At 46.5% G+C, this 6895-nt stretch carries 4 protein-coding genes and 1 tRNA gene; 4 read left to right on the top strand and 1 reads right to left on the bottom strand.

The features are described 5' to 3' along the window. The first annotated feature begins 438 nt into the window (after positions 1 to 438). The 4 genes from glyQ to RID53_RS36335 all read left to right on the top strand — a co-directional run bounded on the left by glyQ (position 439) and on the right by RID53_RS36335 (position 4623). Positions 439 to 1332, top strand: a complete 894-nt coding sequence (gene glyQ / locus RID53_RS36350; protein ID WP_446392713.1) for a glycine--tRNA ligase subunit alpha — start codon at positions 439 to 441, stop codon at positions 1330 to 1332. Positions 1333 to 1410: 78 nt separating this feature from the next. After that, a complete protein-coding gene (locus tag RID53_RS36345; protein WP_446392715.1) occupies positions 1411 to 3762 on the top strand; it encodes a ComEC/Rec2 family competence protein in 2352 nt (783 codons plus the stop codon). Positions 3763 to 3857: 95 nt separating this feature from the next. Then, positions 3858 to 4433 carry a Uma2 family endonuclease gene (locus tag RID53_RS36340; protein ID WP_446392712.1) on the top strand — a complete coding sequence of 192 codons (576 nt, stop codon included), beginning with the start codon at positions 3858 to 3860 and terminating at the stop codon, positions 4431 to 4433. Between the two features lie 103 nt (positions 4434 to 4536). Further along, positions 4537 to 4623: transfer RNA gene (locus tag RID53_RS36335), tRNA-Ser, on the top strand. Positions 4624 to 4798: 175 nt separating this feature from the next. On the opposite strand, the gene RID53_RS36330 is transcribed toward RID53_RS36335, so the two are convergent. After that, on the bottom strand, positions 4799 to 6778 hold the full coding sequence (locus RID53_RS36330) for an aconitate hydratase (protein WP_446392711.1): 1980 nt from the start codon (positions 6776 to 6778) through the stop codon (positions 4799 to 4801). Positions 6779 to 6895: the final 117 nt, after the last annotated feature.

The following is a 6895-nucleotide window of genomic DNA, read 5'->3' as shown; positions in this document are numbered from 1 at the left end:
CTCGAAGTTTTTTGACAAGGAGTTTTGTATACTTGGCTTTCAAACTATTGATTTGTCTTGGTTCGGACGCTTGAGTGTGGAGTGAACTCCGTTTCAAGCGCATTTACCAATGTAGTGCCTCTTTCAGGAGTTGTCAACCTTCTTGAGATATTTTTTTTTGAGGGGAGGCTGAAATCAAGTAGGAGCAAGGGTTTAGGGGACTAAAAAAAATTAGCTCTACTCCTTTTTACGTAGAGAACTCCTTCCAGAAGACCACTCAAGCACTATGTCGATCGCACTATCCTGTTACACTCAAGTAGCCAATCACCTGCCTACCCTCAGACGAACACATTCAACTCCCCCGCCCTCGCTTAATGCCCGAACACAGGTGTCCAGCCGGGACAATCAAGCAAGATGCCAAAATGTAGTGATAGATTTTGACCAAACTGTGGAGGTCGTGTGAATTTTCAGTCTGTAATTGCTACGTTACACCAGTTCTGGAGCGATCGCGGTTGCCTGATTGCTCAACCTTATGACATCGAAAAAGGAGCAGGAACCAAGAACCCACACACGTTTCTCAGATCCATTGGCAATGAACCTTGGTCAGTAGCTTATGTAGAACCCTGCCGACGACCAACCGATGGACGCTACGGAGAAAATCCCAATCGCTTTCAACACTATTACCAGTATCAAGTCCTGATTAAACCCTCACCCAACACGATTCAAGAAATTTATCTGGATTCCCTCCGGGCTTTAGGTATTCATCCTGAAGATCATGATATTCGCTTTGTCGAGGATAACTGGGAAGATGCTACTGTCGGAGCTTGGGGAACGGGTTGGGAAGTTTGGTTGGATGGCATGGAGATCACCCAATTTACCTACTTCCAGCAGTGCGGTGGCGTAGACTGTCGCCCGGTTTCTATCGAAATTACCTATGGGTTAGAACGAATCTCCATGTATCTACAAGGAGTCGATGCGATGACCAAAATCCAGTGGAATGACCAGCTTAACTACGGCGATGTCCACCTCCAAGGTGAAATTGAACAATGTACCTATAATTTTGAAGCCTCTAACCCCGACTTACTCTTAACGCTATTTGGCTTGTATGAGCAGGAAGCCAAGCAACTTATTGACAGAAGTCTTGTCTTACCCAGTCTTGACTATGTTCTCAAATGTTCTCATACATTTAATTTACTCGATGCCAGAGGTGTGATTTCGGTAACGGAACGGACACGCTATATTGGCAGGATTCGCAACCTAGCCAGACGAGTGGCACAACTTTACTTACAGCAACGAGAAGGATTAAGATTTCCACTCAAGTCGTCATCTCCCTCTCCAAAGTTATCGGTTTAGGGGGCAACTTGAACACCTGCATCGTGCTTTTTGTTTCTTTCATACCGTATTGGTTTGGAAACCCGGTCTAGCTATGCGATGAATCTTGCCAGTGGTTCCCTACTGAGTGTGGCTTATATTCTTGCCCTATTGTCTACAGCCGTTGTCGGCTTGCCTACTCGTACTGTTACCTGGCAAGAGTATAGTCTTTTAATCCTGAGTGTAATCGGGATAGGCATAATTTGTGCGATCGCGCTGCCTCGGATTTGGCGTACAGGACCTCGACCTAGATTATGGTTGACCGCTAGCCTGGTTGCCATGATCGCCCTTGTCTATGTCCAACTGCGATTGCCTCAACCTGAATCCAATGACATTAGTCAATTTGTTTCTTCTGGACAGGGTTCGGCGCAAGGGCAAGTTGTCACCATTCAAGGCGAAGTCGAAACTGTTCCTCGACTTACGCGATCGCAGAAGGGGCAATTTTGGCTAGAAGCTACCCAACTCACTGAACTGGAAAGTAATGAAAATCGCGGCACAACGACGCGAGGTGTCACAGGTAAGTTATATGTAACGGTTCCTTTATTACAATCTACGGGTCTTTTTCCGGGGCAAACTATTTCTGTCACAGGTGTTTTATATCAACCAAAACCCGCAGCCAATCCTGGCGGCTTTGATTTTGCTACCTATTTAGCCAAGGAAGGCGCGTTTGCTGGCTTAAGTGGACGACAAGTCAGTTTTCCCGATGAAAATCAAGAACCAACATGGGGATGGTGGATGTTACGCCAACGTATTATCCATGCCCAAGTGCGTCAGCTAGGAAGTCCAACGGGTCTCCTTTTGAGTTCAATTGTACTGGGACGCAAAGCCGTCGATTTACCTTATGATATTCGCGACCTATTTATTCAAACCGGATTCGCTCATGTCTTGGCAGCATCTGGGTTTCATGTGTCGTTGATTTTAGGTTCAGTATTAGCGTTAACGAAACGGTGGGGAACAAAAACGCAATTTGGGATTGGACTCACAGCGTTACTGATTTATGTTGGCTTAACGGGTTTGCAACCGTCAGTTTTACGAGCTGCCATTATGGGATTAGGCGCATTAGTGGCGCTGCTGACTCATCGACAAGTTAAACCCTTGGGTTCTCTATTACTCGCCGCCACGATTTTATTGATTATCAATCCGTTGTGGATTTGGGATTTAGGCTTTCAGTTAAGTTTTTTAGCCACTCTGGGATTGCTAGTCACCGTACCTCCCTTAGTCAAGAACCTCGACTGGTTACCTTCAGTCATCGCTGCTTTAATCGCCGTTCCCTTAGCCGCCCTGGTGTGGACATTACCCTTACAACTGTATGTTTTCGGCATGATTGCCCCCTACAGTGTGGTTGCCAATATTATCGGCACACCTTTGATTAGCTTAATTAGCTTGGGGGGTTTTCTGAGTGGCTTAGTCGCATTAATTTCACCCTTAGCAGGTAGCGCGATCGCGGCATTGTTGTACTATCCTCTTCAAGGCTTGCTGGAACTGGTGCGATTTTTTAATGCTTTACCTGGTAGTTCAGTCGCCCTCGGCACGATTTCTCTAACGCAGTTACTGCTGCTGTATGGGTTAATTGGCATCAGTTGTATGAGTTCTCGCGTGCAGTTGCGAGGCGTATTGGCGGGTGTCATTGCCTTTACTATTATTGTTCTACCCATTTGGCAATCCAGACTGGAACAGTTTCAAGTTACTGTTTTAGCGGCTGATCAAGAACAGGTTTTAGTGATTCAGGATCAGGGTCAAGTGACGCTTGTCAATAGTGGGGAAACCGATACCGCGAATTTTACTATCCTGCCTTTTTTACAAAAGCAGGGGGTTAATCAGGTGGATTGGGCGGTGGCGGTTGATTCACAACCTCGTTTTCGCAGTGGTTGGGTGCCAATATTGGAAAGTTTGCCTGTTAAGCGGTTTTACGACTTAGCCCATTCCGAACCTTTACCCACTGATACACAGGCGATCGCAGAGGCGGTTCAATCCCAAAATGGAATTTATGAAGTCGTGTCAACGGAACAACGTTTAGCGGTTGGTGCTACGGGTTCTGGAGAAAAAACGACGCTCGAATTAATCAAAGCCCAACCTCCTATCGTACAGCTTCAAATTAAGGATCAAACCTGGTTACTCCTGGGAGATATGCCACCCGATGAGCAAAATCAATTCGCTCAACGGGATAATTTGCCTCAAATTCAAGTGCTATGGTGGTCTGGTGAACCTCTCACGCCTCGATTGGTAGACGTACTCCAACCCAAAGTGGCGATCGCATCGGCGGACGTCATTGAACCCCAAGCCGCCAAAGTGTTACAAAATGCTCAGGTTGAATTGTACTGGACTGGGCGTGATGGGGCGATTCAGTGGACACCTGAACAGGGCTTTGAAACTACCTTGGAGGCTAACCGTACTGATGCAGCGCTTTTCTGAAATCTGACCAAAAAGGTAGGAGTAACATTTAGAATTCAGGACTTTGCCAGATTAGAGGAACGACTTACCTGATAAAGTTATGGGGAACAGAAGGAATGACACAGACAGTCTCAAAACAAAAAGACCAACGGCTTACCCACTCTGGAATGAGTTGGCAACAATTCAAACTCCTAGAACAAAGCTTTGCAGAGTCACCAGGAATAAGGCTGTTCTACTATAAAGGAGAAGTAGAAATCTTGGCAGTTTCTCAAGACCACGAAACCTTTAGCCGCTTGATCGGGATTTTGTTAGCCATCTACTTTGAGGAAAAGGGAATTGAGTTCACCCCGACAGGAAGCTTTACCCAAGAGAAAGAAGGGGTAGCCTCAGCACAAGCTGACGAGTCTTACTCCATCGGAACGTTAAAGAAAACTCCAGACTTGTCTATCGAAGTGGTCTTTACTAGTGGCAATCTCTCCAAACTGAATCGCTATCAGGAGTTGGGTATACCTGAAGTCTGGTTCTGGGAAGATGGTCTATTTACCTTGCATCATCTCAGAGCGGACGGTTACGAACGAATTTATACCTCTGAGGTGCTACCCGATCTAGACATCGACTTGTTAACTCGGTGTGTATTAATGACTTCTACAGTTGAAGCAATGAGGTTTTTCAGACAGGCAATTTCTCAGTAGTAGCAATCTCGATTACAAAGTGCCTTGATTCTATTCCATCATTTTAGCGGTGTCGAACCACTATTCAGTAACGATGAGTGCTATTATCGTATAACAAAGATTTGGAGAGGTGGCAGAGCGGTTGAATGCGGCAGACTCGAAATCTGTTATGGTGTCACAGCCATCGGGGGTTCGAATCCCCCCCTCTCCGTGGAAAAAAAACTGAAGGGTGACAAGCTACTTGAGGTATAGGTAGGGTGTGGGGTGTAGGGTGTGGGGTGTAGGGAAAAATTGAATTCCATTAGAACCCAAGGGGACTTTTTTGTTTGAAACTTCTGTCCTGTAGCTTTTCCCTACCAACCAAAAAGGGGACAGTTAACCCAAATTTAGATATTGACAGATTGAGCAACTTGTGATTTCGCTTTAAAGTGATTGATTAAGCCACCACAAAGCATAATTTCTACCTGACGGGGACTCAAGCTATGAGTCATGGGATATACGATGTCCTTGGTGAGGTTCTTTACAGGAATTGAACGCCCTGCCTCTAACGCTTCCCGTAAGCCAAGAATTTCCAGTTCATTCCCTTCGCTAATACTGTCGTAATCCTGAGGATTGACAAACTCTAGGGGCATAATTCCAAAATTCACCAGATTTTGCCAACCAATTCGGGCATAAGATTTAGCTAAGACAGCCACTTGCCCCAAATAACGGGGTGCGATCGCGGCGTGTTCCCGGCTGGAACCCTGAGCATAGTTACTTCCGCCAACAATAACATGACCCCCAGATTTGTCCTTTGCGGCTTCTGCCCGTTGCCAAAAGGTGTCATCCTTCATGTAATAGACAAACTGGCTAATGCCAGGAATATTACTGCGATAGGGTAAAACCCGCGCCCCTGCGGGTAAGATTTCATCGGTAGAAATATTATCCTCCACTTTCAACAGCACAGGCACAGAAATGTCATTGGGTAAAGCGGCAAATTCGGGGAAGGATTTAATATTGGGTCCCTTTTCCAGTTCCACTGTCCTGCCATTGTCTGGCGGAGCCACTAACATATCGGTATTAATGATTTCCGTTTCTGGGGCAATGAATTGGGGATAGGTGATACCAAAACGCTGTTCCAACTCACGCGGATCAGTGATTTCCCCCGTAATAGCCGCCGCTACAGCCGTTTCTGGACTACACAAATACACTTGATCATCAGCCGTTCCCGAACGCCCAGGGAAGTTACGCGGCATTGTCCGTAAAGAGATTTGATCAGAAGCGGGTGCTTGTCCCATGCCGATACAACCTAAACAGCCTGCCTGATGAAATCGTACCCCAGCATGAATTAAATTCATAAAGGCGTCATCCATTGCCGCTAAATTCTCAATCACCTGGCGGGAGGTTGGGTTAACATCAAAGGATACGCGATCATGAACAATTTGTCCTTTCACAATTTGGCTGACTATCCAGAAATCACGCAACCCTGGATTTGCTGAGGAACCAATCACCACCTGATTTACGGGGCGTCCCTGCACTTCGGTAACCGGAACAACATTTCCAGGACTACTGGGACAGGCAATTAAGGGAACCAGTTCCGACAAATTAATCATGTCATAGACATCGTATTCAGCGTCCTCATCGGCGACAAGTTCTACCCAATCCTGTCCTCGCCCTTGAGCCTCTAAAAATCGCTTAATTTCAGCATCGGAGGGAAAAACAGTCGTTGTTGCTCCCATTTCCGTTCCCATATTGGCGATAACGTGGCGATCCATGGCACTGAGTTGGGCAAGTCCGGGTCCATAATATTCAATAATCATGCCCCGACAGCCGTGGACATCGTAGCGGCGCAACATTTCCAGGACAACATCTTTCGCACTAACCCAATCGGGTAATTTCCCCAAAAGTTTGACACCCAAAACTCTGGGCATTTTCACAAACATGGGTTCCCCCGCCATTGCCATTGCCACATCAATTCCGCCCGCGCCAAAGGCTAGCATTCCCAGGGAACCTGCCGCTGGCGTGTGACTATCGGAACCAATCAAGGTTTTGCCGGGAATACCAAACCGTTCCATCTGAACGGGATGGCTAACACCATTGCCAGGGCGACTATACCAAATGCCAAACCGTTGACAGGCGGATCGTAAAAACAGATGATCATCGGCATTTTTATAGTCGGTTTGCAGGAGATTGTGATCGACGTATTGTGCTGAAAGTTCAGTTTTAACTCGATCAATACCCATGGCTTCTAACTCCAGCATGACCATGGTTCCTGTGGCATCCTGGGTCAAAGACTGATCGATCCGGAGGGCAATTTCTGCACCAGGTTCCATCGTACCGGAAACCAGATGGGATTGAATCAGTTTTTGGGTGACATTCAAGGGCATGAGTTGATCTCCTGCTATTTATACTGAGTCGTTGGTTAGACCATAGCAGGTTAAGGTTTGGGGAGATCTCTATCCAAAGAGTAGTTCAAAGCCTTCTATGCCAAATCATTGATTATG

It is taken from the genome of Coleofasciculus sp. B1-GNL1-01 (genome assembly GCF_040220235.1).
Lineage (GTDB): Bacteria > Cyanobacteriota > Cyanobacteriia > Cyanobacteriales > Coleofasciculaceae > Coleofasciculus.
Note: the sequence above shows the minus strand (reverse complement) of the source record. Positions and strands in the feature narration are given on the sequence as shown.

Coding starts and splice junctions, on each gene's coding strand:
- RID53_RS36345 (WP_446392715.1), top strand. CDS start 1,411: ATGAATCTTGCCAGTGGTTCCCTACTGAGTGTGGCTTATATTCTTGCC.
- RID53_RS36340 (WP_446392712.1), top strand. CDS start 3,858: ATGACACAGACAGTCTCAAAACAAAAAGACCAACGGCTTACCCACTCT.
- RID53_RS36330 (WP_446392711.1), bottom strand. CDS start 6,778: ATGCCCTTGAATGTCACCCAAAAACTGATTCAATCCCATCTGGTTTCC.